Genomic DNA, 26,973 nt, shown 5'->3' on the forward strand with positions numbered 1-26,973 from the left:
GGGACGAAGAAAGCCGTGCGCGCGAATGCCGTGGCGCGCGGGCCGGATTCATTGCTCGCCGATGCGGCGGATCAGCGGGATGGCGGCGGCGAGCGTGTCGAGGTCTTCGGGATCGAGCTGCTCGATTGCGGCGCCGAGCCACTTGTGTTTCGCGGCGTTGCGCTTGAGCCGTGCGTCGAGGCCGGCCGCGGTCAGCCGGAACAGGATCTGGCGGCCGTCGGTCGGATGCGGTTCGCGCTCGACGAGACCGTCTTCCTCGAGGCTCGCGAGAATCGCCTTCATCGACTGCGGCTTCATCGCTTCGGCGCGCGCGAGATCGGCGGTCGTCATCGGCCCGTGCCGCTGGAGTCGTGCGAGCGCGCTCGTCTGGGACATGCCGAGCCCTTCGGATTCGATCTCGGAGCGGAGCCGGCGGATCAACTGGCCGACCGCGAGGGTCAGGTCGGCGGCGACGATATCGGCGGAAACGCCGGGTTTGCGTGGCGGGGTCATGCGGCGAATCATAGGACACGACAGTTAAACTTGCAAGTTTACCTGTCGAGTTGTCGCCGGGCCGAGGAGAGGGCGGGTGCGCGGTTACGCGTCGCGGAGCGGGACCGGTACGACCTCGTTGTATCTCGGGGTCGCGGCCTCGTGCAGCAGGTCCCCGAGGTATTGCGCGAGTTCGTCCGCGGCGATCGTGGACGGAATGTGCAGGTCAGCCGGGCGCCGCTTGCCTTCGGCGCCGAGAACAAACACGATCCACTGGTCGTTCTTGCGTACGACAGCGAGTAGCCGGCCAAATGCGTTGAAGCGGTATTCGTCCTGCATGGCATCGCTCCCCTGGGGTGAACGCGCCAGCCGCCCGCGCGCTCACTGGATCGAGCAGGACAGCCAGCGATGGATCTTGATGGCATCGCTCGAGACGCCCGCGCGCGTCGGTGCACCGAGCAGCACGACCGTTTCGCGGCGGCCCTTCACACGCATGCGCATCACGACGCCGTGCCCCGACTCGTTGATGAAGCCGGTTTTCTGCAGCCGGATCGGCAGGCGGAGATAGCGGACGAGCGGGTCGGAATTCACGTAGAGCAGCTCGCCGTCGCCCGGGCGGACGGTGGTTGACGTATCCGTCGAGAAATAGCGGATCAGCGGATCCTGCGCCGCCGCGCCGACGAGCTTCGCGAGATCCTCGGCCGTCGACACGTTGTGCGGCGACAGGCCGGTCGGCTCGCGGAAGTGCGTATGACGCATGCCGAGCCGGCGCGCTTCGCGGTTCATCGCCTTGACGAACGCGGCGCGTCCGCCCGGATAGTCGCGGCTCAGCGCGGCGGCCGCGCGGTTTTCCGACGACATCAGCGCGATATGGAACATCTCGCGGCGCGACAGTTCCGAGCCGACCTGCAGGCGCGACCCGGTGAACTTGATCGTGTCGCGGTCGTGCGCGGTGACGCGCAGCACGCCGTTCAGCGGACGGTCGGCGTCGCGCGCGACGACGGCCGTCATCAGCTTCGAGATCGACGCGATAGGCCGCACCGTGCGTGCGTTGCGGGCCAGCAGCGGCGTGCCGGAATCGACGTCGAGCACGTAGGCTGCGCGTGAATGCAGGGAATTGACCGCGCGCGGGCTGTAGCCGCAGCTTGCCATCAGGCGGGGCTTGTCGGCCGGGCGAGGGGGCACGACGGTCGTGCGCCTGGCGCGGCGATGTTGCGGGGCCGGCGCCGCGTGACGCTTGACCGCATGATGCTTCACGCGCGGGCGGCGATGCTTGACGGCTTTCTTGTTGCGCCGGGCCGGCTTCTTCTTGACGGTTTTCTTGACGGCCTTCGCAGGCGCATGCGCGTGCGCGGCGCGCGGCGGCGAGTTGCGTGGCGTGGACGACGCGTGCGTCGAGAAGGCGAACATCAGCATCGACAGGGCGACGAGCAGGGTGGTCCGGGCGAATGGCAGGCGCGCGATGAGGCCGGTCAAGCGAAAGTCTCCTTTTCACGCGCGGTGACGCTGCGTGGAATGCATGGGTGGTCAGCGGGATGCGGAAAATTATACGGTCGATCGCGGCGCGATGACGCTTGAAGGCGGGAAAAGATGCGCGACTCGGTGAATGTCGAAGGCGTTGTTTGGCAGGTTGACGCTTCTTTGCGTGCCGATTCGCGTCGAGATGTCGCGCCTGCCTGACAAACGGTGGAACAGCCTGCAAGATGTCGAGGTCATGTTCAGGAGAGCCCATGTCCAGCCGCCCGCACACCTTACCCGTGCAGCCTTGCGTATCGATCGACAGCCTGTCCGCGACGGGTGAACGCGTTGCCTTCAACGTCGGACCGGATGGCGCGTTGTACATGGTGTTTGCATTGGAGCCGCTCGATGACCGGACGCTGTCGAACGGCGCGTCGTTTGCGAAAACGAGACCGTCCGCGTTGCAGCGCTACCGCATCGTTGAGTGGCGGGGCGGGGAAACGCTGCTCGATCTCGTCATCGAAAACGAACCGTTCAATATTCACCAGATCCAGCCGGTGGGAGACGACCTTCTGCTCGTTTGCAGTCGATCCCGTTATCGCGGACCGGACGACTTCGATCTGAACGGCCGACTCTATCGACGTGACGGCACGCCGTGCGGCGAAATACTGCTTGGCGACGGCATCGAGTCCGTGCAGGCAACGGGCACGGGCGAGATCTGGACGTCCTATTTCGACGAAGGTGTCTTTGGTAATTTTGGCTGGGGGTCTCCGGTCGGAGCATCCGGATTGGTCGCCTGGAACCGGCACGGCGAGCGGCTCCATGCATTCTCGCCGCCGGAGGGGCTGGGGCCGATCGACGATTGTTACGCGCTCAACGTTTCGGGCGATCGGGACATCTGGCTGTATTACTACAGTGAATTTGCGCTCGTCCGCCTGCGTAACCGGCAGACGGTTGCGTCATGGCGCATGCCGGTGAAGGGCAGTCACGCATTTGCCGTGACGGAAGACCCGGCGCGGTACGGCGCGTACGTGGCGCTGATGTGCGGTACCTATGGCGATCCCGACGCATTGCAGCTCGTGCATCTGGGTACCGGCGGCGAGGCTCGGATGATTCGCACGTATCGCTTGCAGCGTGCCGGGTCGGCGCCGGTCGGAATCGCACAGGTGGTGGGCCGTGGCGGTGTGCTGTACGTCATCGGTACGGACTGCACTATCTACAGGATCGATGTGGCGGAGATGGTCGCGACCGACCACGCTTAACGCGGCCAGTTCCGCCGCGACACCACCGCGAAACTGATCGCGATCGAGCCGCTCGCGGGGCGCGCCGAAACGTCGTTCTGCGCGCTCATCGCGTCCACCGCATCGCCGAAACGAAAGCGGCGGCCGCGGCCGTCGGCGCGTTCGGCACGACGTTTCGGCGCTCGCAGATCGGCTGTTGCCGTGCGATTGTCGAGGGCTGCCGGCGCGCACGAGGTGTCGTCGGGCGGACATTCGCAGACGGGATGAAGGGACATGACGATCGATTCCGGAGAGGGCATGTCCGTATTGAACGTCATTGCATTCGATCGGTAAAATGAATGTTTCGATCGTTAAGATTCCTTTTAAGAATGGAATTGAAACTGCTGAGAACGTTCCTGACGGTCACCGAACTCTCCCATTTCAGCCGCGCGGCCGATGCGCTGCACATGAGCCAGCCGGCGCTGAGCAAGCAGATCGGCGCGCTCGAAGCGAGCCTCGGCGGCAAGCTGTTCGAGCGCGGCCGGCACGGCGCGGAGCTCACATCGTTCGGTGAGCGCTTCCTGCCTGACGCGCAGGCGCTCGTACGCGATGCGGACGAGATCCTCGCCCGCGCACGCGAGTTGTCGAGCGGGCAGCGTGGCCATTTGCGGCTGGGCATCTGCCTGTCGGTGCTGACGCTCGTCCCGCGGCTCGTCGCGGAGTTTCGCAGCCTGAATCCGGGCATTGCCGTCACGCTGAGCGATTTGTCGTCCGCGGAGCAGACGCGCCGGTTGCGCGCGGGCAAGCTCGACGCGGGATTCCTGCGCCTGCCGTCGGACGACGGGCTGTCGTCGTTCAAGGTGATCGACGAGGCGCTGGCGCTGGCGGTGCCTCCGCATCTCGGCCTGAAGCGCGTGCCGGCCGATCTCGGCACGCTCAACGAGATTGGCTTCATCGCGTTGCAGCGCGCACGCGGGCAAGGGTTGGCCGCGCAGGTCGACCGGTGGTGCGTCGAGCGCCGCTTCGTGCCGCACGTGACGCAGCAGGCCGAAGACGTACAGTCGGTGCTCGCGTCGGTCGCGGCCGGCGCGGGCGTCGCGTTCATTCCGTCGCGTGCGCAATATCTGCTGCGCGACGCGACGGTATTGCCGCTCGACGGCAAGGACGCGAAGTGGCGCGTCGGGCTCGCGTGGCTGTCGGGCCGCGACGATCCCGTCACCACACGCTTCGTATCGTTCATGCGTGCGGCGATCAAGAATGCATGACGGACGAAGCGGTATAGTGTCTTCAGCCGGCGGCGGTCGCCCGAAAGCGTGCCGGTCGCCCGAACGAAAGGCCCAGTCTTGCTCACCGACCGGAAACGATGACTTCTGAATCCGACGACTCCCCGCTCGACCCCGCGCTTGTCGCGGCACTCGCGACGCTGCACGAAGCTGCCGCCGACCCGGCGGCCAGGCCGTGGTCGCTACCGAAGATCGCGAAACGCACGCAACTGCCGATGAGCACGCTGCGCCGCGTGCTGACGCAGCTCGACGCCGCGGGCCTGAGCGCGACGACGCTGAACGAGGACGGCACCGGCAGCGCCGCGCTGACCGACGAAGGGCGCGCGGTGTGCGCGCAACTGTTCGGCGCGAACGACGCGCAATAAAAACGGGCCGCTCCGTGTGAAGCGGCCCGTCGTCTTGTGGCGCGATTGATGGGGCGATACGCGCCACGAGCGAGTCACCACCGCACCGTCACGCCCCCCATCACCGAATGATCGTAGGTCTGGTCGTTCAGCCCGCGCCGGTAGCCGATGTCGAGATCGAGCCACGGCTTCGGCGAATAGATCGCGCCTGCGACCGCGAACGCAGGATTCGCGCCGGCGCCGCTTGCCGTGTTGCGCGACGTGCAGATGTCGGCCACGATCTGCAGCTTGTCGGTTGCCTTGTAGATCGCCGCACCCGACACGGCCCAGATCGACGTCAGGTCGCCCTGGCGATTCGGCTGGTACGTCATTCCCGCATTCGCGAGGAACGAAAACCGCGCGACGTCGAGCTGCGCGAGCAGCGTTGCGCCGGCACCCACGCGGCCGGTGCCGAGCCCGCGCCGGTCGTTGCCGGTCGGCGTCGTCAGTTTCGGCTTCAGCGCGATCGACAGCGGGCCGCGCTCGACGAACCGCCATTTCATGCCGATCTCGACATCGCCGATCCCGGCACCGTTCTCGTCGGTGCGTGTCTGCAGATGCGTGTACGGCGCGTTCACGTAGAGGTCGACGTGTTCGCCGAACCCGCGCGTGAGCGTCGCGTTCCACAGCTGGTGGCGGCCGTTTTCTTCCTGTTTTGAGGTTTCCTCGGCGTTGAATTCGAACTGCCAGTTCGCGTTACCCTGCGTGCTCGTGTCGTCGCTGACGAGCAGATGGGTGGCGAGGGCATCGAACGGCGCGAGGAGGGCGTTCGCGGCTGCGAGCGGAAGCATTCTCTTCATTGCATCACCTTTCGTGCATGGCGAGCCGGCCGGCCCGCGCAGGGGAGCGCGGGCCGGCCAGCTTCAAGCGAAGACGTTCAGAACCACTGCTTGTAGCGGCGCACGTAGATCGTCTTGACGATCTGCGCGAGCAGGATGTAGCCGACCATCGTCGCGGCGAGCCACAGCCAGAAGGTGCCCGGCAGGTGCATGAAGCCGAGCGACTCCGCGAACGGCGAGAACGGCAGCCAGCAGCCGATCGCGATCGCGGTGAACGTCGACATCAGCACCGGCAGCGCGGCCGTGCTCTGCAGGAACGGGATCTTCTGCGTGCGCAGCAGGTGCACGACGAGGGTTTGCGACACCAGGCTCTCGATGAACCAGCCCGAGTTCATCACGATCTGGCCGCCGGTGCCGCCGTTCAGGTGATACATCGCACCCGCGCCGAATACCGTCCACATCAGGATGTACGTCGTGATGTCGAACACCGACGACGTCGGCCCGACCCACAGCATGAAGCGGCTGATGTTGCCGGCTTCCCACTTGCGCGGCTTCTTCAGGAACTCGGGATCCATCTTGTCCCACGGCAGCAGCATCTGCGACGTGTCGTAGATCAGGTTCAGCACGAGCAGCTGCGTCGCGAGCATCGGCTCCCACGGCAGGAACGCGCTGGCGACGAGCACCGAGAACACGTTGCCGAAGTTCGAGCTCGCGGTCATGTTCAGGTACTTCAGGATGTTGCCGAACGTCTCGCGGCCCTTGATCACGCCTTCCTCGAGCACCATCAGGCTCTTTTCGAGCAGGATGATGTCGGCGGTTTCCTTCGCGATGTCGGCGCCGCTGTCGACCGAGATGCCGACGTCGGCGTCGCGCAGCGCGGGCGCATCGTTGATGCCGTCGCCGAGGAAGCCGACCGTATGGCCGTTCGCTTGCAGCGCCTTCACGATGCGCGCCTTCTGCAGCGGCGTGAGCTTCGCGAACACCGTCGTGCGTTCGACGACCTGCGCGAGCGTCGCGTCGTCGAGCGCCTCGACTTCCGTGCCGAGGATCGGCTTGCCGGGTTCGAGGCCGACCTGGCGGCATACCTTCATCGTGACGATCGGGTTGTCGCCCGTCAGCACCTTCACCGCGACGCCGTTGTCGCGCAGTGCGGCGAGCGCCGGCGCGGCCGATTCCTTCGGCGGATCGAGGAAGGTCAGGAAGCCGCGCACGACGAGGTCGTGTTCGTCGGCGGTGCGGTACTGCTGACGCTCGTCGCCGCGCGGGATCGTGCGTGTCGCGAGCACGAGCACGCGGAAGCCGTCCTCGTTGTACGCACTGGCCTGCTCGAGCAGCCGCTTGCGCGCGACGAAGTCGAGCGGACGCACGCCGTCTTCATCCTGCACGTGTGTGGAGACGGCCAGCATCTCCTCGACCGCGCCCTTGCAGATCAGCAGGTGCGTGCCGCGCGTATCCTCGACGACGACCGACAGGCGGCGCCGCACGAAGTCGAACGGCAGTTCGTCGATCTTCTTGTACCCCTGCGGCTTCACGCGCTCGCCGATCTCGTCGGCACGCGCGACGACCGCGATGTCGATCAGGTTTTTCTGGCCGCTCTGGTGGAAGCTGTTCAGCCAGCCGAGCCGCAGGATCTCCTCGTCCTTGTAGCCCGACAGGTCGAGGTGATGTTCGAGGATGATCTTGTCCTGCGTGAGCGTACCGGTCTTGTCGGTGCACAGCACGTCCATCGCACCGAAGTTCTGCACCGAGTTCAGCCGCTTCACGACGACCTTGCGGCGTGCCATCGCAACCGCGCCGCGTGCGAGGTTAGCGCTGACGATCATCGGCAGCATCTCGGGCGTGAGGCCCACGGCCACCGCGAGTGCGAACGTGAGCGCGCTCAGCCAGTCGCCCTTGGTCAGCCCGTTGATCATGAACACGATCGGCACCATCACGAACATGAACTTGATCAGCAGCCAGCTCACGCTCGCGACGCCGCGGTCGAAGCTCGTCTCGATGCGCTTGTGGCTCACGACGTTGCGCGCGAGCGACCCGAAGTAGGTGTCCTCGCCGGTCGCGACGACGACGGCCGTCGCCGTGCCGCTGACGACGTTGGTGCCCATGAAACAGACATTCTCGAGATCGAGCAGCGAGGCCGACGTATCGGCGGCCGCGCCGTCCGCGTGCGTGCCGGCGGATTTGCCGGCCACCGCGCCGAGCGTGTCGTACTTCTCGACCGGCAGCGCCTCGCCGGTCAGCACGGCCTGGCTGATGAACAGGTCGCGCGACGCGAGCAGGCGCACGTCCGCCGGGATCATGTCGCCGGCCGACAGGTGCACGATGTCGCCGGCCACGACTTCGCGCATCGGCACTTCGCGGCGGGCCGGTTCGGACGAGTCGGTCACCGCGCGCTGCACGGTTGCGGTCGTGCGGACCATCGCCTTCAGCTTCTCGGCGGCGCGCAGCGAACGGAATTCCTGCACGAAGCGCAGCAGCGCGCTGATCGTGACCATCGTCAGCAGGATCGTCATGCCGACATAGTCGCGATCGTCGGGTGCCGCGAAGTAGACGTCGGTGAAGAAGCTGATGGTGGCCAGCACCAGCAGCACATAGACGAACGGGTTGTGGAAGGAGAGCAGCAACTGGCGGGCCCAGTGCGGCGGCTTGTCGTGCGCGATTTCGTTCGGGCCGTAGTGCTGCAGGCGGTCGGCGGCCTGCTCGTAGGTGAGGCCGCGCGTGCTGGTGTTCAGCGACTTCAGCGTGTCTTCGAGCGGACGGGCCGCTTCCTGCGCGGCGCGTATGATGCGCGCTTCGTTCTGCTGAGCGCTGCCGGCCTTGATGAAGCCGCGCTGTTTCTTTTGCGAGGTGTTGTGTCGTGTTGTCATGAGTCGCTCCTTGCGCACGGGGCGGCGGGCGGGGAGCGACCGTGACGTTATCGACGCACGAGCGCTCCCCGCCGCGTCGCGTCAGGCGCGATCGGCTGTGGATCGGTGAAGGCGGGAACGCTCGCCGGCGCGTGCGGTGCGGCCGGAGGGGCGATGCGAAGCGTCGCACCGGCGAGCGGTAATCGACTACTGTCGTCTGAGTTCATCTGCACTCCTGTCGGTTGCGGATAGTCGGCACGGGCGATCGACAGCGACGCACGCACGAAGGCGCGCGGCCGGACGGCACGCGAACGGAAGGGGCACGCGGCTGACGCTGCGCGCAACACGAACGCACGCGCGCGACGGCGCATCGCGTGCATTCGGCAATATCGAAAAATTCGGCGGGAGATCTGGCCAGTCAGGCCGGAAAGGCGCCGCATCCTGCTTCCCGGGATGCGGCAGAAGACGAGGCTCTGCGCGTTTTCCTCAGGCAGCAGTCAAGTTGGCCAAGCACCAACTACAACTCGCATCGGTGTTCACAGAACACTCCATGTAATTAGACGGGAGCGATGGTAATGGGTCGCTGTGCGAAGCGTCAACCCTTTTGTCAGTCGTCATTTCGAGAAACGTAATCGGGACGATGTGTGCGCTGCGCGACGCCGGCTCGCCGCCAATGAAACGGCCGCGCGCATGCGATATCGGCATGCGCGCGGCCGCGCCGGAGCAGGGGGGTGGGCTAGTTGGCTGACGCGACGGCGGCCCCTGCATCGAGGATGCCCGAGCCCGCCGGCATCGCGGTGCACGACGTGCCGGCCGCGAGCTTGGTCGTGCGCGTGCCGCCCTGCAGCTTCTGCTGGATCTGCGCGGGCGTGAGGTTGCCGTTCACCGACAGCATCAGCGCGGCGACCCCCGTCACCTGCGGCGTCGCGAGGCTGGTGCCGTTCGCGAGGCCGTAGCTGTCCGAGCCCGGCGTCGTCGTGCCGGTGTTCGATGTCGACAGGATGTTGACGCCCGGCGCGCTCAGTGAGACATCGGCGCCGAAGTTGCTGAACGATGCGCGGCGGCCGGTCGCGTCGGTTGCGGCGACGGTGATCACGCCGCGGCAGTTCGCCGGCTGGTCGAGCCCGGTCGACAGGCCGTCGTTGCCGGCGGCGACGATGACGGTTACGCCCTTCGCGGTCACGTCGTCGATTGCCTGCTGGAACGTCGTGCTGCACGCACCGACACCACCGAGGCTCAGGTTGATGACCTTCGCGGGGCGCGGGTTCGTCGGTACGCCGTTCACCGCGATGCCGGCTGCCCAGCGCATCCCGTCGGCAATGTCGCTCGTCACGCCGCCGCACTTGCCGAGCACGCGCACCGGCAGGATCTGGCCGAGCCACGACACGCCGGCGACGCCGGTGCCGTTGTTGGCGGTCGCGCCGATCACGCCCATCACGCGTGTGCCGTGCCAGCTGCTGTCGCTCGGCTGGCTCGCGCAGTGATAGTACGGGCCGTTTGCGTTGTCGAGTTCCTGCTGCGTGACCCAGTCACCCGGGTCGGATGCATCAGGGCTGCGTGTCAGGCCGTTGTTGCTGGTGTTGACGTTGCTGATGAAGCTGTAGCCCGACAGCAGGTTGCCGACGAGGTCGGCGTGCGGCCGGTAGCCCGTGTCGAGCACGGCCGTGACGACGGTCGGCGAACCTTTGGTCACGTTCCACGCGGGCGGCAGGTCGATACCGGCCGACGGATCGGACAGGTACCACTGCTGGCTGTAGAGCGGGTCGCTCGGCGTGTCGCGGATCTGCATCGGGTGATCCGGTTCCGCGTAGTCGACGTCCGAATCGGCTGCGAATGCCTGTGCGAGCGCGGCGGCGTCGGCGGCGGCCATGCGCTGGCCGAGCGACAGCACGGCCGCGCCGTTCGAGATGGTCCGTTCGACCTGCACGTTCACCGCTGTTTGCCCGACCGTGCTTGCATAGGCGCGTGCGCTGCCGGTGACCGGCGCCGTCCAGCGCGTCATCGAGCGCTGGATTACCGCGTCGAGCCGCGTCCCGTTGTCGATGGCCGCCATCGCACGCGTGGCCGTCAGCGTCTTCAGCTTGACGATCAGGTGATCGATCGGCGCTTCGGCCGGCGCGGTCTGCGCTGCCATCTGCACGGCGGCCTGCTGCGTCGCGCATGCGTTGCTGCCGGAAGAAGCGGGCGGAGTCGTGGGATTGGAGGGCGCGGGAGACGGCGTCGGTGCGGGCGCCGCGTTGGAAGAAGACGGGTTGCTGCTGTCGCCACCGCCGCCGCCGCAACCGGCGAGGGGCAGGAGGGCGGCGGCGGACAGCATGCCGGCGAGCATGCGCGCATGTGCGGAGCGCGCCAGCGCGAAATTGAAACGTTTGGCTCTCATGTTGAAACTCGATCCTCGTAGATAACCGTCGTGCCGGCGGTGGCGCTGATCCGGCTGACCCGGACCTTGTCTTTTTTTGTCCGGCGGCCGCGGCAAGGTTGCTGCGACGCGCCATGCACTGGGTAACGGCCTGCGCGGCGGCTTCTTGAGTGCGTTTCACGAGAAAAACCGGGGCGGGCGCAAACGATTACGTTGCTGCGTTGCGGCATGAACACGTGTTTGGAACGTGTGGCAAAGAAGGCGAGGCGAGGCCGCGTGCGGCCGGTCGGGAGAAATGTGCGGCGCGGGCCGGTTTGCGCGGCACGGCAAACGTCTTTCAATGCGCGGCCGCGATGGAAGGTTGTTTACGCTTTCCCTGATTCGACGCGAATTTTGTCGGGCGTACGATCGCGATTCGACCAACGTTTCGTCAGGAGAAAAGCATGGATCGCCGCATACGCTGGCTGGGCGTCGCGCTGTCCTGTGCGCTGGCGGGTGCCGCGCACGCACAGGCCCTCACCGGCACGCTGAAGAAGATCAAGGACACGGGCGTCGTGTCGCTGGGCATTCGCGAATCGTCGGTGCCGTTCTCGTATTCGGACAACCAGCAGAAGAACATCGGCTATTCGCGCGACATCGCATCGCGCATCATCGACCAGCTGAAGACGGAACTGAACCTGCCGAACCTCGCGGTAAAGGAAATTCCGATCACGTCGCAGAACCGGATTCCGCTGCTGCAGAACGGGACGATCGATTTCGAATGCGGCTCGACGACGAACACGCTCGAACGGCAGAAGCAGGCCGCGTTCTCGAACAGTATCTTTCTCTATGGCATCCGCTTCAGCACGCGCAAGGATTCCGGCGTGAAGGATTTCTCTGACCTGGCCGGCAAGACGGTCGCGACGACGGCCGGCACGTCGGACGAGCGCCTGTTGCGCAAGCTCAACGAAGAGAAGGCGATGAACATGACGATCATCAGCGCGAAGGATCACGCCGAGGCGTTCATGAACGTCACGACCGGGCGCGCGGTGGCATTCGTGATGGACGAGCCGCTGCTGTACGGCGAGATCGCGAAGGACCGCAACCCGGGCGCGTACACGGTGGCGGGCACGCCGCTCGTCCACGAGAACTACGCGTGCATGATGCGCAGGGACGATCCGGCGTTCAAGCATGCCGTCGACGGCGTGATCGCGAAGATGCAGACGTCGGGTGCCGCCGAGAAGCTCTACAACCAGTGGTTCACGCAGCCGATTCCGCCGAAGGGCGTGAGCCTCAACTACCCGCTGTCGGCGGAGATGAAGCAGCTGTTCAGGAATCCGACGGATCAGGCGCAGTATTGATTGGGAGGCGGCGCTGATCGACGTTTGGTCTTGAAAAACCGCCGGCGCGTGCCGGCGGTTACGGTGCGGAAGGCGCGAAACGCGTCAGGCCTTGATTTCCGGTCCGCGCGCGGCCGGTACGGCCGGCGTTGCTGGCGTGCCGAAGGTGCCGGCAGCCGGGCCGGCGCGATGACGGGAATATCGCCCACGGCGCCATCGCGAACCCGACCGGGTGCGGCATCGGCATCGCGCGTGCGTTGGCGAGCGCGACATGCCGGAGGGCCATCGGGTGCCGTCTCAAGTCAGGATTCAAGCGGCGGACGCCACGCCGATAGCGGATTTCCGGGCTTGCGGCAATCGGCATTCAACCTCGTCCACGCCAGGGGAATCCGGCTGCGTGACCCGACAACAGGCACAATACGGGATTCGCCACGACGCACACGTGTTCGTAGCTCGAACATCGCACGGCTGCGTCACTGCTGTCCGACATCCTTCCCAGTCGTCATGAACGCCACGCTCACTCCTGCGCGCGAGTCGAACTCGCCGCGTTTCCTGCTGTTCCTGATCTGCCTGTTCGCGTCCGCCGGCCAGCTCGCGATCGACATCTACGTACCCGCGCTGCCCGACATGGCACGTTCGTTCGCGACCACGCCGCAGGCGATCCAGTCGAGCGTGTCCGGCTACATGGCGGCCTACGCGCTCGGCCAGCTCGTCTTCGGGCCGGTCGCCGACGCTTACGGGCGCAAGCGCGTGCTTGCATTCGGGCTCGTGATCTACACGATCGGCTGCCTGCTGTCGCTCGGCGCGCAGAACCTGGAGACGTTCGTGCTGGCGCGCTGCCTGCAGGGCTTCGGGATCGCGACCACCAACCTGCTCGCGAAGGCGATCATCACCGATTCGTTCTCCGGCCAGGCGCTGATGCACGCATTTACGTACATGTCGATCGCGTGGGGGCTCGCGCCGATCGTCGCGCCGGTGATCGGCGCGCACCTGCAGGAATGGTTCGGCTGGCGCGCGTGCCTCGTGTTCCTGCTGGTGTACTCGCTCGTGATGTGGGCGCTGCTGTGGCGTTACCGCGAAACCTTGCCGAGACCGGTGCATCTCGAGCCGCGCACGCTGATGACCAACGCAGGCAAGGTGCTGGCGAGCCCGGTGTTCCAGAGCTGCTTCCTCGCACAGGGGCTGTGCTACAGCATCCTGCTCGTATTCAACATCGTCGGGCCGTTCATGGTGCAGACCACGCTGCACAAGCCGCCGACCTTCTTCGGCTATCTCGCGCTCGGGATCGGGCTGATGTATTTCCTCGGCGGCCTGTCGAACCGCATTCACGGGCCCGGCTTGCCGAGCGCCGAGCAACGGCTGCGCATCGGCGCGCGCGTGATGGCGGGGGCGTCGGTCGCGATGCTGGTGCTGGCGCTGGCCGTCGGGCTGCGCGTATGGACGCTCGCGACGCCGGTGCTCGTGATGGGTTTCTGCGCGGGCGCGATGTACCCGACGCTGATGGCGAAGGGCAACTCGCTGTTTCCGCATATCGCCGGCCTGACGAGCGCGATCCTCGGGTGCGCGCTGCTGCTCGTGTCGTCCGCGATGATGGGGCTGGCCGGTTTCGTGTCGATCCATGTGCTGACGCCGCTCGCGGTGTTTTTCGTCGCGCTGTCGTGCATCGTCGTATGGATGGTCACCAAGCTGCTGCGGTACTTGTCGCAGCAGCAGGCCCAGGCCGCACCCGTCGGGTGCGGAGAGACCGCGTAAGTGCCGCCTGTCAACCGACCCATGAACCCGATCCTGCTGAACCGCGTTGCCCGAACCGACGCCGCCGACCTGATCGCCGCCAATCGCGCGAGCCGGCGCCACCATCTGCCGTGGGTCGATTCGTTTACCGACCAGGCGGGATTCGACCAGTGGTTCGGCCGCTGCCTGACGGGGCCGAACGTCGGCCTCGTCGCGCGCGAGCGCACGTCCGGGGCGGTGGTCGGCGTGGTGAACCTCGGCGAGATCGTCGGCGGCGTGTTCCAGAGCGCGTATCTCGGGTACTACGGCATGGCGGCGTTCAGCCGCAAGGGGCTGATGACCGAGGCCATGCGCGCGGCGATTGGCGTTGCGTTCGGCGAACTCGGGCTGCATCGGATCGAAGCGAACATCCAGCCCGGCAACCACGCGTCGATTGCGCTGGTTCGGCGGCTTGGTTTCACGAAAGAGGGATTTTCGCCGCGCTATCTGCGCATCGGCGGCGAATGGCGCGACCACGAACGCTGGGCGCTGCTGGCCGACGGCGAGCCCGACGCGCGCGCCTGACGCCCGATACCGGGCGATTTTCTTCCCGCCGCCGGCCGCTTACAGCGGATGCGCCGCCCCCGCCTGCGTCAGCAGCGAAACAGCAACCGGATCCGGCATCCCGTCCGAGTCGATCGCGCCGGCTTTTGCGAGCGCGACGAGATCGCTGTCGACGCCCGGTTGCCCGACCGTGAACGACGTGGTCAGGAATGCCGGCGCCGCGAGCGCGACCGAATAGCGTTGCTGCAGGTTCGTCACCACGGCCGATTGCGCGGCCTGAACGGTGTTCGAACTGTTCATCACCTGCTGATAGCGCGAATTGCCCTGGAAATTGCCGATCAGGGTGGCCGTGTTCGTGCCGAGCTGGGCGGCGAGATAGACCAGCATCAACTCGGTCTCGGGCGTCGTATTGAACGTGCCGCCCGCGTACGCGAGCGAATGCAGGCTCGTGCCGCCCGACGTCACGGTGATGACGCACGGCAGCGCCGCATTGACCGTCACGCGGTAGTTGCCGCCGCCGTCCGTCAGCGTCGTTGCCGAGCCCGTCGCGCAGCTGACCGTCACCTGCGCGCTGGCGAGCGCGTCGCCCGTCGCGGCCGTGCCCGACAGCGCGACGGTCTGCGTGTTGTTGTTGAAGCAGGCATCCACGCCGAAGCAGGCATCGCCGTTGCACGCCTGAAGTGTCGCGAGGGTGGCGAGGCAGAGCGTGCCCAGCGCGGGGCGGATGAAGCGCCTGGGGTGAATGTTCATGGTCGCGGGCCTTGAGGAGAGTGGGGCAACCGGTCGGCGCCGAAGGTGCGGTGCCGTTCACATTCTATGTCTCGAATCGGGGCGCTGCTTGCCCGTTTGGGCTGGTCGGCCCGCTTGCGGCCGGGGGCGGCCTGCCGTCGAGCGTGTCGTGCCGCCGTGTTGCCTTGCCGGTAACGGGCGTCAGTTGCGCGGCGGACGGGCCGGCGCCATCACGTACGCGAGCAACAGGCTCAGCACGATGCTGAGCGCGAGCGTGTGCCAATGGCCGGTGAGCAGCCTCTGATAGTGCTCGCCCATATCCGGCGTGATCCACCAGCACGTCATGTCGTGCATTCGGGCCTGGTGGCACTCCAGGATGCCGCCATGCAGACAGGCATCCCACAGCGCATCGCCCGAATACAGTCCCAGGAAGAGCGGGATGATCTGTACCCCGTACTGGAGCAGCTTCCCCTCGGTTTCGGTTGTCATTCTTGTCGACTCCGGATTCGGCCTGCGTCGGTTTTTCGTCGCTGTTCGAATGCATCGCGTGTTCGATATTGTCGGCCGAATCCATCGCGGCGCACAATGGTTTGCGGTTTGGCAGGGCCGGTCGAAAGTCGGGTGGCAACGGTCCGGAGCGCAGGAAAAGCGGCGGCCGGAAAGGGTATCCGGATTCACCGCGATTGCATTGACTCAAGCAACGGGGGCGCGATGAGCAAGATCGGCTGTGTGTGCGGAAACACGATTCGGGACAACACCGATTCGCTGCCTTACAAGGCAAGAATCCTCAAGGACAGGGCGTACGGGCCGTTTTTCGACTGGCTGGTGAGCGAGGTGCAAAGCTACGTCGTGGCCGCGCAGCGGGGTGAAACGTCCGACTGGCTGGTGAGCCGGGGTTATTCCAGTGACTACATCGGCTTGCGGCTCGACCACGGCAACGTGCTTCACGATCATCTGCACACGCGCCTTCACGGTCTCGAAAGAACAGCGTACGAATGCACCGCGTGCGGCAGGCTGCTGGTCGAAACTGCGGAAGACAACCGCTTCGAGACGTATGCGCCGGCATCGGGGCGATACGGCGGCATATTGAAATGACGAGGTCCGGACGTCGGCCGGAAACCTTTCAGTTACCTTCGCAATTGGTTATGCTGCGGGACGATTAAAAACGACGAGAGAACGCGCCGCTTCCGATGGAGCCGGCGCGCCGTTTCCGACATGAACTTGAAACGACAGACGGGCCGGCCGTGCCTGCCGGGTGGCGAGGGCGATCCGGCATCGCGGGCAGGCACGACCCGAAACGGCATTCGGCACACACGCAGCCCGAAGGGGGCGACCTGCAGGCCCGGCTTCCGGAAGGCCATGGCCTTGCTGGCAAGCGCGGCCGTGCTGTTCGGCGGCACGGCCATTGCCGCGCCAGCCGAAGACGGCAGCCCTGCCGCCGCGGTGTCGTCAGCCGTGCGTTCCATCCCGGCCCAGTCGGCCTGCATGCATGTGGCCGCGGCAGCGGCCTATCCGGTCGCCGCAAAACCCGAAGCCGCACCGCCGCTGAAAGGCCGCGTGACTGACACGACGGGCGTGCTGAGCGCGGCATGCGCCTCCGAGCTGACCGACCGCCTCGCCGCGCTCGAACAGCGGCTCGGCGTTCAGATCGCGATCCTGCTGGTCGGCTCGACCGGGCAGTCGACGATCGAACAATTTGCGACCTCCGTATTCGACCAATGGAAGCTCGGCAAGGCCGACGTCAACAACGGGCTGCTGCTCGTCGCCGCGCTCAACGACCATACCGTGCGGATCGAAGTCGGCTACGGGCTCGAAGGCACGATTCCGGACATCGTCGCGGGCCGGATCATCCGCGAGCGGATCGTGCCGGCATTCCGCGAGAATCGCATTGAAGCCGGCATCAGCGATGCGGTGGACGCGCTGACACGCGAAATGATGCCGGCGGACGCCGCCACGCCGGAGCAGGCAATATCCGCGACGGCGCCCGGCGGGCGCGACGACGCAGACGAAACGGACGCGGCGACCACGACGGATGCCACGAACGTACCGCCCCGCGACGCACGGACCGGCGGCGAAAAGTACCAGTCGAACGGCCTGCCCGAGCGCAAACGCGCGAATGCGGGCGGCGTGCGGTTCTGGTTCCTGCTCGGGGTTGCCAATGTCGTGCTGGGCGTGATCGCGCAGTGGCGCAAGCTGCGCCGCAGGGTGGCGTTGCTGGCCGCCTGGCTCGTGGCAGCCGTCGTGCCGATCGTGATGTTGCCGGTCGGCGCGATCTTCAATGGCAATCTCGAAGCGATGCTGGGCGCCGCGTTGTTCGTCCCGGCGGCGGCCGGTGCCGGGCCGTGCCTGCTCGGAATCAACCTGTTCAACTCGGCGCGCGTGCGCAAATACACGGCGATCGTGGGCGGGACGCTGTTCATGATCATCGCGATCGGGCGCGAGATGGACTATTCGATCGGGGAAGTGCTGTCCGGCATCTTCGGCGTGCTGTGCGTGCTCGCCGCGATCTGGGCGAAGTTGATGGGCATCGGCTCGTCTTCGTCGTCTTCCTCGTCGGGCTCCCGGTCGAGCTCGAGCTCCGATTCGTTCCGCGGCGGCGGTGGTTCGAGCGGCGGTGGCGGCGCATCGGGCCGCTGGTAAGCACCGCGCGGCGCGCCCGCGCGAACGATCCTTTTCACCCATCGCTCCGTCCGGAGCATTCAACCGGAAGCAATCAACGATGAAATGGTTTCGAATCCTGCTCGTGTGCTGCGTGCTGGCGCCGTTCGCCGGCTGCGGCTATAACGCGATCCAGTCGTCCGACGAGGACATCAACGCAGCGTGGTCCGAAGTGCTGAACCAGTACCAGCGCCGCGCCGACCTCGTGCCGAACCTCGCCGCGTCGGTGAAGGGCTATGCGTCGCACGAGGAGCGTGTGCTGACCGAGGTGGCGTCGGCCCGTGCGCGCGTGGGCAGCGTGCAGATGACGGCTGAGATGGCGAAGGATCCGGCCGCGCTCGCGGCGTTCGATCAGCGGCAGGGCGAGTTGTCCGGCGCGCTGAGCCGGTTGATGGTCGTGTCCGAGCGTTATCCGGAGCTGAAGGCGAACGAAGCATTCCGCGACCTGCAGACGCAACTCGAAGGCACGGAAAACCGCATCGCGGTCGCGCGCGGCCGCTACATCAAGACGGTGCAGCACTACAACGTGCAGATCCGCCAGTTTCCGGGTGTCGTGATCGCGAAGATCTTCGGCTACCAGCCGCGCCCGAACTTCGGCGTCGCGAACGAAGCGGCGATCTCGACTGCGCCGGCCCTCGATTTCTCCGCGCAGCCGACGACGACGAAGACGAAGACGAACGCGGCCGGCGAGTAACGCCGGCGCCGCGCGTTCAGGGCTTGCGCGCGGCCGCCTTCGCGAATGCGCCGCGCACCTCGAAGCCGATCGCATCGGCCACATTGCCGCGTGCATCGACGAGTTCGAGCCGGTGCCGGCCCGGCCACGGCATCCACGCGATGCGATCGGCATGCCCGATCACCTTGTCGTCGAGTCGCCACGCGAACTTCGTGGCGCGCCCGGCCGAGCGCTCGAACCAGATCCGCTGGTTCTTCGGCGGAATGTCCGGATCGATCGCGAAGATCGTGCCGTCGGTCGGCGTGCCGATCGTCAGCGGCGCGCGCGCGCCGTCCTTGCCCGGCGTGACGGGGGCGGCGAGCCGGATCGTGTCGACCGCCGTTCCCGCGATGAACCACTCGTTGCGTGACGGTTCGATATCGCGTTCGAACATGACGCGGCGCGTCTCGACGCCGGCCGGCGCGCGCGGCGCATGGCTCGGCTGGTCGCGGTGCAGGTAGCCGACGACGGCCGACCACACCGGCGACGCACCCGTGACGCCCGACACGTCCCACATCGGCGAGCCGTCCGCATTGCCGACCCACACGCCGACCGTATAGCGCGACGTGAAGCCGACGGTCCAGTTGTCGCGCATGTCCTTGCTCGTGCCGGTCTTGACCGCCGAGAAGAAGCGCGTCGCGAGCGGGTTGTCGAAGCCGAAGGTGCGCACGCGCGCATTGTTGTCGGAGAGGATGTCGGTGACGACGAAGCTGGCCGCCTCGCTGAACACGCGCGTGCCGGCGTCCGCGCGAGCGGGCGAGGAGGCCGATGCGCCGGACGCTGGTGCCGGTGCCGGTGCCGGTGCCGGCCGGTCGGTGACCTTGCGGGCGACGCCGCCGTTCGCGAGCGCGCGGTACGCGTTGGTCAGCGACAGCAGCGTGACGTCCGCACTGCCGAGCGCGAGGCTGAAGCCGTAGTAGTCGCCTTCCTGTGCGAGCGGCAGGCCGAGCGCGGTCAGCGTGCGCGCGAAGCGGTGCGGTGTGACGAGCACGAGCGTGCGCACGGCGGGCACGTTCAGCGAGCCGCCGAGCGCGCTGCGCACGCTCACCCAGCCCTTGAAATCCTTGTCGTAGTTCTGCGGAATGTACAGGCCGCCGCCGGCGGCGAGGTTGATCGGCGCATCGTCGAGCAGCGACGCGGCCGTCAGCCGCTTCTCGTCGATCGCCTGCGCATACAGGAACGGCTTGAGCGTCGAGCCGGCCTGGCGCGGCGCGAGCACGGCATCGACGTCGCGCGCGCTCGACAGCGCGCCCGACGATCCGACCCAGGCGCGAATCTCGCCGGTCGCGTTGTCGAGCACGACGACCGCGCCGTCCTGCACGTTGCGCCGGTGCGCGGGCGCGTTGAGTTCGGTCAGCGCGCGCATCAGCGTATCGCGCGCGAAGCGCTGCAGCGGCGCATCGAGCGTCGTGCGCACCTGCGCGCCGGCCGTCGGCCGCACCTCGGCCGCGATGCGTCGCGCGAAGTGCGGGGCGAGGGCGGCGCCGTCGTCGCGTGCGGCGCTGACCGGACGCGCGGTGACGAGCTGCACGTAGCCGTCGAGCGATGCGCAGGCCTGCTCGGCGTGCATGTCGCGCAGGATCCGGCACGCGCGCTCGGCGACTTTCGCGGGCGTTGCGTTGGGCGCGCGCACGAGCGCGGCCGCGATCGCGGCTTCGCGTGCGTCGAGGCCCGACGGCGCCTTGCCGAACAGCACCTGCGACAGCGCGGCGAGGCCGATCGTCTCGCCGCGGAACGGCACGAGGTTCAGGTACGCCTCGAGCACCTGGTCCTTGCGCCAGCCGCGTTCGAGCAACAGCGCGTTGACCGCCTGCGTGGCCTTCTGCGGCAGCGAGCGCTGACCCGACCGGCGCGGCGAATCGCTGAGCAGCCCGGCAAGCTGCATCGTGACGGTCGACGCGCCGCGCGTGCGTTCGTTCCACAGGTTGCCCCAGGCGGCGCCGGCGATGCCGCGCCAGTCGACGCCGCTGTGTACATAGAAGCGCTTGTCTTCGGACACGACGATCGCCTCGCGAAACGCGGGCGACACGTCGGCGAGCGACACCCAGTCGCCGCGCCGTTCGGTGAGGTCGACGCGCGTGCGCTGCAGCGGCGTGCCGTCGCGTGCGAGCAGCACCCAGTCGGAGCTGCGCCAGTTGCGGCGCACTTCGTCGTAGCTCGGCAGCGCATGCGCGACGAGCGGCGCGGCCAGCACGACGGCGACGAATACGCGGCCGGCGAAACGCGCCGGCCGCGGCAATACCTGATCGATCATCGCGGTCTCGTTACTTGCCCGCTTCGGCCGGCTTCACGGTCATCGGCGGGTTCGGCCACAGGCCGTAGACGGACGGCGCGTACAGCGCCTCGACACGCGTCGGCGGCAGGCCGAACGTGCCGACGTTGTTCAGCCGCACGGTGTACTCGACCGAGAATTTGCCCTTCGGCAGATGGTCGTAGTACGCGCGGTAGCCGTCGAAGTCGCGCTCGATGAACGCCGGCCACGCGCCGTCCGGCGTCTTCTCGCCCTGCGTCGCGGCTTCGGAGTCGCGGCCGAGGCCCGAACCGAGGATCGTCGAACCGGCCGGAACGGGATCGTTGACGACGACCCACGTCATGTCGCTCTGTGCATCGATGTCGAGATGCACGCGCACGACGTCGCCGCGCGTCAGCACGCCCTTGACGGCGGGCGAAACGGGCGTGACGGTCTTCGTGATCCGGTAGCCGGCCGCGAACGGCGAGCGCAGCGGCACGGCCGCGAGGCTTTCGATCGTGGCCCACGGGCGGCCCGTGCCGTCCTGCGTGACGGACAGCGTGGCCGGCGCCTGCGACGCGCGCGGCCACGGCAGCATCACGCTGCGGGCCGCGGCGGCGCGGGTGGCCGGGGTGGCCGACGCAGCCGTGTCGGCGGGCGCCGGAGCCGGCGCCTGCGACCACGAGATCGTGCGCTCGTCGCCGCCGAGCGCGACCTTCGTCGCGCCGGCAACCGGCGTGCTTTCGTAGGTGCGCGAGAAGCGCTCGACCGCGAGCAGGCCGAGCGCGTTCGACGTCGTGGTCTGCCATGCGCCCTGGCGCTGCAGTGCGAGCAGGCCGGCCGTCACGCGCGGCATCTCGTCCTTCCACGCCGGGTCGCCCGCGAATTCCAGCGCGAGCCGTGCCGCGTTGGTCTCGTTGCTGGTCATCAGCCACCACAGGTCGTCGTCGCGCGCGGTCGAGAACACGAGTTGCGTGCCCTGGTACGTGAGGCGGGCCCGCAGGATCTGTTCGACCTGCGCGCGTTTCTCGTCGCGTTGCGGGATGTCCTTCACGCGCGTCAGGATCGCGTGATAGTCGATCACTGCCGACGTCGGCCACTGGTTCGGCGCGATCTCGATCGAGCCGAGCATGCGGCCCTGCGCGGCGCCGTAGCGCGACAGCGCCTCGATCGCGGCGAGCTTGCGCAGGTCGCGATCCTGGCGCGGCGCCCACGTGTTGCGCTCGAGGCGGCCGTCGACGAAGCGCGCGAGCCCGGCTTCGAGCTGCGTGCGCAGGTCTTCCGGCAGCGCGAAGCGCGGGTCGAGACGGCTCGCCTCGTCGGACACCACGAGCAGGTAGGACGACAGCGTCGCGCTGCCGGCATGCGAATCGTCGGACGACGGCGGGAAGTAGCTCGCGAGCCCGTCGCTGTCGAGGTAGACGGGCATGCGTGCGATCAGCGCCTGCCATTGCGCGGGGTCGCGCAGGCCGATCGCGCGCGACGTCTGCTGTTCGAGGCAGCGGTACGGATAGCGCTCGAACCAGCGTTTCACGCCGGGCAGGCCATCGGCAAGCTTCGACTGCAGCGACACGGCGATGCCGCCGCGCGGCAAGCCCTGCGCGTTGTTCGCGGCGCCGGCCGGGGAGGCCACCGGCACCGTCAGCGTGCCGTCGACTTGCGCGAGGGTTGCCTGCTGTACCGTGACCGGCAGCGCGGGCACGACCTTCTGCGCGACTGCCAGCGCGTCGGACGCGCGCTTGCCGCCTTGCTCGGCCGCCTCGATGCGCCAGTTCAGCGCGCCGGCCGCGTCGAGCGCCTGCTCGGGCACGGTGATCGTCCATGCGACTTCGGTTGCCGTATTGGCCGCGAGCGACACGGTTTGCGGCGCGACCTCGACGCCCGTCACGCGCGGCGTCACGACAACCTGCATCGCGCGGTCGGTCGTGTTGCGCAGCGTGACCTGTGCGCGGAACGCATCGCCTTCGCGCACGAGCGGCGGCAGGCCGGAGATCAGTTGCAGATCCTGCGTGCTGCGGATCGACGTGCTGCCGGTGCCGAAGCGGTCGGGGCCGACCGCCGCGATCGCGACGATCCGGAAGCGCGTGAGCGCGTCGTTCAGCGGCACCTCGACGGTCGCGCTGCCGTTGGCATCCAGCGTCACGCGCGGATTCCACAGCAGCAGCGTGTCGAACAGTTCGCGCGTCGGCGCGCTGCCGCCACCGCCGCCGGCTGGTACGGCCTTGCGGCCGAAGTGGCGGCGGCCCACGATTTCCATCTGCGCGGTTGCCGTCTCGACGCCATACGCGCGTCGCCGCAGCATCGCATCGAGCAGGTCCCAGCTGTTGTTCGGCATCAGTTCGAGCAGCGCCTCGTCGACGGCCGCGACCGCGATCTGCGTGCCGGCCGGCGCGGGCTGGCCGTTCGGCAGCGTGACCTTCACGTGCGCCTGCGCCTTGCTGCGCACCGTGTAGCGCGTCGCGTCGGTCGTCACGGTTACGCCCAGGCGGTGCACGCCCGTGCCGACCTTGATCTCGCCGAGGCCGTAGCGGAACGCGGGTTTCGACAGGTCGACGAACGCGGTCGGCGCTTCATAGTGGCGGCCTTCGCGCCAGAACGCGCGCGCCCATTCGGCCGGTGCCTTCCAGCCCCACGTGAAGAACGAGTACCACGGCACTTCGCGAATCCGGCCGCGCAGCGCGAGCACCGACACGTAGACGTTCGGCCCCCACGATTCGCCGACCTTCAGGTCGACCGTCGGGTTCTTGCCGTTCAGCTCGACGATGTGCGTTTCCATCACGCCGCCGCGTTCGACTGCGACCAGCGCGGTCGCGTAGCGGAACGGCATGCGCACCTGGAAGCGGGCGGTTTCGCCCGGTTCGTACGAGGTTTTCTCCGGGATCACGTCGATCCGGTCGGTGTTGTCGCCGCCGAACCAGAGTTCGTCCTCGCGTGTGACCCACACCGACGTCGACGCGTTCGACGTGCGGCCGTCGCCGTCCTTGGCCACCGCGATCAGCTGCACGTTGCCGGCCTGTTCGAGCGTCGCGTCGCAGGCCATGCGGCCCTTGTCATCGGTCTTGCCCGAGCACAGCACGCCGAGGTCGCGCGTGTCGCTCTTGTTGTCATACGCATAGAAGCCGCCGACCATCCGCTTGCGCGACGACGTCGTGATGTGCGCGACGCCCTTGATCTCGATCGGCACGGACGCGCGCGGCTTGCCTTGCAGGTCGACCGCGAGCGCCTGCACGGGCACGCGCTGGCCGACCGATACCCAGTGGCCGGCCTTGATGCCGGCCACCACCGCGGCCGGCCACAGGATCGTGTCGCCGCGAATCGTCTGCACTTCGCCGTTCGGGTCGGCGAACGTCGCTTCGAGCGCGATGCGCTTCGGTGCGTCGACGTCGGGCAGGCCCTTGAGCGTGACCGAGCCCGCGCCGTTGCGGTCGAGCGTCAGCGGCAGCTTGTCGGCGATCAGCTTCGTCGCGTCGGGATCGTCGTTCGACGCCGACGCGTTGTCGCCGTCCTGCGCGTCGTCGTCGGCATTGCCGTCGTTCCTGTCGGGGCGATACGGCGTGAAGCTGAAGTCCTCGAAGCGATCGGCGAACGGCGGCGAGGCCCACTTCATCAGCGCCGACACCTGCACGGGCAGGTTCGATGCGCCGCCGCCCGACACGTAGTCGATCTGCACCGCGAGCGGCGCTTCCTTCACGGCGACGAGCGGGCTCTTCTGCGCGTCGCGCGCGCCGATCGATCCCTTCAGCACCGGCAGGCGGAACGCCTCGACGCGGAAGCTGCCGCTGTAATAGGTGGCGGTCGGTGCATCTTCCGGGCCGCCTTCGAGCTCGACGCTGTATTCGCCGAGCTTCGCGGCGGCCGGCAGCGTGAACTGCGTGTCGGCGCTGTGGTCGGCCGCCCACGTGAGCGGCAGCTTGTAGGTCTGGCCCGTGCCGAGATGACGGATCGTCACGCGCGTCGGGTATTGCGACGGGAACGCGAGGCTCTGCAGCGTCTCGGTACGGATGAAATGTTTCATCGACACGGTTTCGCCGGCGCGCAGCAGCGTGCGGTCGAATACCGTATGCGCGCGCACGGTCCGGGCGCTGTCGGTGTCGGTCGGCACGTTGAAGCGCCAGGATTCGATCCCGCGGTTCCAGCCCGAGCTGACGAACGCCATGTCCGGGCCCGTCTTCGGATCGTTCACGCGGGCCGACACGAAGTAGTCGTCGAAGCGTTGCTCCGAGTCGGACGAACTGCATGCACGCTTCGATTCGAACGCGCCGTCGATCTTCAGCAGGCCCTGCGCATCGGTCTTGCCGGACGCGATCTCGTCGCCGTTGCAGTCCGACACGCGGATCTGCGCGTTCGGCACGGGCTTGCCCTTGTCGAGCGTCGTGACCCACACGAGGTTGTTTTCGCGGCCCTGTTTCAGGTGCACGCCGAGGTTGGTGACGAGCACCGTGGTGCGCACGTACATGCTCGACGGCTTCGCGAGCAGCGAGCGGCCGAGCGCGGGCGACGCGAGTTCGAGCACGTAGAAGCCGGGCTTGTCGATCGGCACGCCGACGACCTCGAACGGGCGCAGTGCCTTCGGGTCCGCCTTCGGCAGCGTCAGCGCCTGCACGCCGGGCTGGCCCTTGAGCAGCGTCAGCGAGCGCACGTCGATGCGGCGATCCTTCGGCGCGGGCGCCTTTTCTCCGGCTTCGCGCGGCACGTAAACAGGATGCTGGCCCTTGCGTTCGAGCAGGCCGGGAATCTGGCTGTCGATCGAACCGGCCGTCATCGACCAGTTGTCGAAGCGGTCGACCGTGCGCATCCACTGGCGGATCGCCGTGTCGTCGTCGACCTTCAGGTTCGAGAACTGCGCGCCCTGGGTATTGAGGCCGTCGATATGCAGGTCGGCTTCGACGTTGCGCAGCGTGACGGGCACGAGCGCCGGTGAATCGGGTTCGGCGAAGCGCTCGACGATCCCGAAGGTGCCCGACGAGAACTTCGCGAGCGGCGGCATCGGCGCGGTGCGCGTCGCGAGCGGGAACAGGTCGGCGTTGGACAGCGGTCGGTCGGTTATGTCGCGCAGGCCCGACGGCAATTCGATCGTCAGGCTGGCCTGCTCGGGCAGCGGCGGGTTGAACGTGACCGTGGTGACTTCCTCGCTCTTGTCGTCGGCCGCGAAGGTCGGCGACAGCGAACCATCGGGGCCGCGCAGCTTGATCGCCTCGGCGTTCTTGCGCGAGATCGGCGCGTTGAACGACAGCGTGAGCGGGCGCAGCGGCGTGCAGGGCGCCTTCGCGTTCTCGCGTTCGCACGAGAAGCTCGCGGCGAACGGTGCGCGCACGGTGAAATCGAAGCGCCGTTCCGTTTCGTTCGGGATCCCGCTCGGGCTCGTGACGCCCTTGCCGTATACGAGCTGCATCTTTGCGCTCGCTGGCAGCGCCTGCGCGCACGACAGCGTCAGCACGCGCGCGGCATCCTTCTTCAGCCCGAAGTGATCGAGCAGCGCGTTGCGCGCATCGTCGTCGGCGGCCGTGACGGGAATGCGGTTGCCGATGCCGGCCGCTTCGCACCAGATGTTCGCGAGCGCCGAGCGCGGTTCGGCCGGGCCGTTCAGCTTCAGTACGAACATCTGCCGTTCCTCGATCTCGCGCGAGCCGGGGCGCACGTTCACCGGGAACGGGCCGCCCGTCTGGAACGTGAAGCGGCGCGGGCCGCTGGCCGCGTTGCCGGCGACCGAGCGCAACGTGTCGTTGAGCGCGACCGAGCAGCGCACGCCGGGCGGCAGGTCGCTTTCGAAATCGTAAACCCAGGTCTTGTCGTCGAGCCAGTGACCCTGGCCGCGCGCGGCCGTGGAATCGTTGCAGGTGACGCGCGCGGGATTCGGTGCGGAGGCCGAGCCGAACGCGACCATCGGTTCATCGAACTTGACGACCGTTTGCCGGACCTCGGTGACGGTGCCTTGCGGCGATACGCTCACCGTGCGCGCCGCGCCCGCATGCAGCGACAGTGCCGTGGCGCCGCCGAGCGCCGCGACGGCGCCGATGCGCCAGAGCAGCCGGGTGGTGTGGTTGGTTCGTTTTGCTTTGTTCTGTTTGTCGTGCTGCTTCATCGCTCGATTGCCCTCGGAGGGGAAGCTTTCTGTTTGATTGCACGCGATTCTAACCGACCGACATGCGCGCGCATCGCGCTGCACAGTGTGTCGCCGGCGTGCGACACTGGTATGCCTGCCGCAGATTTGTCGCGTCGACGACACAAAAATGCAGCGAAATGGCGATTGTCTCG

The 26,973-nt window shown here is 67.4% G+C and carries 19 protein-coding genes; 9 read left to right on the forward strand and 10 right to left on the reverse strand.

The genetic code is table 11. From position 1 onward, the window contains the following. Window positions 1-48: 48 nt before the first annotated feature. The 3 genes from B7G54_RS01015 to B7G54_RS01025 all read right to left on the reverse strand — a co-directional run bounded on the left by B7G54_RS01015 (window position 49) and on the right by B7G54_RS01025 (window position 1,947). Window positions 49-504, reverse strand: coding sequence for a MarR family winged helix-turn-helix transcriptional regulator (locus B7G54_RS01015; protein ID WP_085037349.1), 456 nt, complete (start codon window positions 502-504; stop codon window positions 49-51). Window positions 505-576: 72 nt separating this feature from the next. After that, window positions 577-810 carry a DUF7661 family protein gene (locus tag B7G54_RS01020; RefSeq protein WP_085037350.1) on the reverse strand — a complete coding sequence of 78 codons (234 nt, stop codon included), beginning with the start codon at window positions 808-810 and terminating at the stop codon, window positions 577-579. 42 nt (window positions 811-852) lie between these two features. Next, on the reverse strand, window positions 853-1,947 hold the full coding sequence (locus B7G54_RS01025; protein WP_085037351.1) for a serine hydrolase: 1,095 nt from the start codon (window positions 1,945-1,947) through the stop codon (window positions 853-855). A gap of 254 nt (window positions 1,948-2,201) precedes the next feature. Between B7G54_RS01025 and B7G54_RS01030 the strand changes: the two genes are divergently transcribed. From B7G54_RS01030 to B7G54_RS01045, 3 genes are all read left to right on the forward strand, one after another. Continuing rightward, window positions 2,202-3,191 carry a hypothetical protein gene (locus B7G54_RS01030; RefSeq protein WP_133059129.1) on the forward strand — a complete coding sequence of 330 codons (990 nt, stop codon included), beginning with the start codon at window positions 2,202-2,204 and terminating at the stop codon, window positions 3,189-3,191. A 347-nt stretch (window positions 3,192-3,538) separates the two neighbouring features. Continuing rightward, on the forward strand, window positions 3,539-4,414 hold the full coding sequence (locus B7G54_RS01040; protein WP_085037354.1) for a LysR family transcriptional regulator: 876 nt from the start codon (window positions 3,539-3,541) through the stop codon (window positions 4,412-4,414). A gap of 98 nt (window positions 4,415-4,512) precedes the next feature. Beyond that, a complete protein-coding gene (locus tag B7G54_RS01045; protein WP_085037355.1) occupies window positions 4,513-4,797 on the forward strand; it encodes a helix-turn-helix domain-containing protein in 285 nt (94 codons plus the stop codon). A gap of 74 nt (window positions 4,798-4,871) precedes the next feature. Here the strand turns inward: B7G54_RS01045 and B7G54_RS01050 are convergent, their stop codons facing one another. The 3 genes from B7G54_RS01050 to B7G54_RS01070 form a co-directional block, all read right to left on the reverse strand. Beyond that, window positions 4,872-5,615, reverse strand: a complete 744-nt coding sequence (locus B7G54_RS01050; RefSeq protein WP_085037356.1) for a transporter — start codon at window positions 5,613-5,615, stop codon at window positions 4,872-4,874. Between the two features lie 77 nt (window positions 5,616-5,692). Continuing rightward, the gene (gene mgtA / locus B7G54_RS01055) at window positions 5,693-8,458 is read right to left on the reverse strand and encodes a magnesium-translocating P-type ATPase (RefSeq protein WP_085037357.1); all 2,766 of its coding nucleotides are present in this window, start codon (window positions 8,456-8,458) and stop codon (window positions 5,693-5,695) included. 715 nt (window positions 8,459-9,173) lie between these two features. Continuing rightward, window positions 9,174-10,817, reverse strand: coding sequence for a S8 family peptidase (locus tag B7G54_RS01070; protein ID WP_085037360.1), 1,644 nt, complete (start codon window positions 10,815-10,817; stop codon window positions 9,174-9,176). Between the two features lie 422 nt (window positions 10,818-11,239). On the opposite strand from B7G54_RS01070, the gene B7G54_RS01075 reads away from it, so the two are divergent. From B7G54_RS01075 to B7G54_RS01090, 3 genes are all read left to right on the forward strand, one after another. After that, window positions 11,240-12,136, forward strand: a complete 897-nt coding sequence (locus B7G54_RS01075) for a glutamate/aspartate ABC transporter substrate-binding protein (protein WP_085037361.1) — start codon at window positions 11,240-11,242, stop codon at window positions 12,134-12,136. A gap of 483 nt (window positions 12,137-12,619) precedes the next feature. Beyond that, complete coding sequence (locus B7G54_RS01085) at window positions 12,620-13,867, forward strand: multidrug effflux MFS transporter (RefSeq protein WP_085037363.1); 1,248 nt, start codon at window positions 12,620-12,622, stop codon at window positions 13,865-13,867. Between the two features lie 21 nt (window positions 13,868-13,888). Continuing rightward, window positions 13,889-14,410, forward strand: coding sequence for a GNAT family N-acetyltransferase (locus tag B7G54_RS01090; protein ID WP_085037364.1), 522 nt, complete (start codon window positions 13,889-13,891; stop codon window positions 14,408-14,410). A gap of 39 nt (window positions 14,411-14,449) precedes the next feature. Here the strand turns inward: B7G54_RS01090 and B7G54_RS01095 are convergent, their stop codons facing one another. Together B7G54_RS01095 and B7G54_RS01100 are read right to left on the reverse strand one after the other, a co-directional pair. Then, window positions 14,450-15,139, reverse strand: a complete 690-nt coding sequence (locus tag B7G54_RS01095; RefSeq protein WP_085037365.1) for a hypothetical protein — start codon at window positions 15,137-15,139, stop codon at window positions 14,450-14,452. A 180-nt stretch (window positions 15,140-15,319) separates the two neighbouring features. Continuing rightward, entirely contained in the window at window positions 15,320-15,607 is a 288-nt protein-coding gene (locus B7G54_RS01100) for a hypothetical protein (protein WP_085037366.1), read from the reverse strand. Window positions 15,608-15,829: 222 nt separating this feature from the next. On the opposite strand from B7G54_RS01100, the gene B7G54_RS01105 reads away from it, so the two are divergent. From B7G54_RS01105 to B7G54_RS01115, 3 genes are all read left to right on the forward strand, one after another. After that, window positions 15,830-16,213 carry a hypothetical protein gene (locus tag B7G54_RS01105; RefSeq protein ID WP_085037367.1) on the forward strand — a complete coding sequence of 128 codons (384 nt, stop codon included), beginning with the start codon at window positions 15,830-15,832 and terminating at the stop codon, window positions 16,211-16,213. A gap of 264 nt (window positions 16,214-16,477) precedes the next feature. Beyond that, entirely contained in the window at window positions 16,478-17,758 is a 1,281-nt protein-coding gene (locus B7G54_RS01110) for a TPM domain-containing protein (RefSeq protein WP_165765527.1), read from the forward strand. A 79-nt stretch (window positions 17,759-17,837) separates the two neighbouring features. Beyond that, complete coding sequence (locus tag B7G54_RS01115) at window positions 17,838-18,470, forward strand: LemA family protein (RefSeq protein WP_085037369.1); 633 nt, start codon at window positions 17,838-17,840, stop codon at window positions 18,468-18,470. 16 nt (window positions 18,471-18,486) lie between these two features. Here the strand turns inward: B7G54_RS01115 and pbpC are convergent, their stop codons facing one another. Beyond that, window positions 18,487-20,742 (reverse strand): penicillin-binding protein 1C, encoded by a 2,256-nt coding sequence (gene pbpC / locus B7G54_RS01120; RefSeq protein WP_085037370.1) that lies wholly within the window; start codon window positions 20,740-20,742, stop codon window positions 18,487-18,489. Between the two features lie 10 nt (window positions 20,743-20,752). Then, window positions 20,753-26,800, reverse strand: coding sequence for an alpha-2-macroglobulin family protein (locus B7G54_RS01125; protein WP_085037371.1), 6,048 nt, complete (start codon window positions 26,798-26,800; stop codon window positions 20,753-20,755). Window positions 26,801-26,973: the final 173 nt, after the last annotated feature.

Origin of the sequence: Burkholderia puraquae, from assembly GCF_002099195.1 — a bacterium.
Classification (GTDB): Bacteria; Pseudomonadota; Gammaproteobacteria; order Burkholderiales; family Burkholderiaceae; genus Burkholderia; species Burkholderia puraquae.